The 633-nt window shown below is 68.2% G+C and carries 1 protein-coding gene; it reads left to right on the forward strand.

Going from position 1 to position 633, the window contains the following annotated elements; translation table 11 throughout:
* Positions 1–466: hypothetical protein (locus tag AC0IYH_RS29080; protein WP_471837470.1), on the forward strand; the 466-nt coding region annotated here is incomplete at its 5' end.
* Between the last annotated feature and the right edge of the window lie 167 nt (positions 467–633).

Below are 633 nucleotides of genomic sequence, written 5' to 3' on the forward strand. Positions count from 1 at the left end.
GATGGCGGCGAACGGCGCGAAGATGGTGCATGTCGATGCGTCGAAGAAGTCGGTCGAGGCGGCACGCGGCAATGCCGCGCTGTCCGGGCTGAACGATGCGCCGGTCCGCTGGCTGATCGACGACGCCGCCAAGTTCGTCGCGCGCGAAGTGCGGCGCGGGCGGCGCTATGACGGCATCCTGCTCGATCCCCCGAAATACGGGCGCGGGCCGGAGGGGGAGATCTGGCGCCTGGAAGAGGATTTGCCGCGCCTGATCGCCGATTGCCGGCGCTTGCTGGACGAGAACTCGCGCTTCCTGTTCCTGACCGTCTACGCGGTGCGGATGTCGGCGCTGGCGATCGGCGAGATGCTGGCGCAGGTGTTCAAGGACCTGCCGGGCACGGTCGAGGCCGGCGAACTCGGCGTCCGCGAGGAAGCGCGCGGATTGGTCCTCCCAACCGCGATCTGGGCGCGCTGGAGCCGGTAGTTTCGTGTCGGCTGGCCGTCTCAGGCTGGATGGACGACCTCATCGGTTACACAGGAAGCGTCGTCGGACGAGTCGTCGACTCAGAACACGTCCGGTATGTATCCGCTGGCGACATGGACCAGCGTGTATCCCCGCGAGCGCGGGGACCCAGGGGCTGGGCTCCCGCC

It is taken from the genome of Pseudomonas sp. AC463, assembly GCF_979253585.1.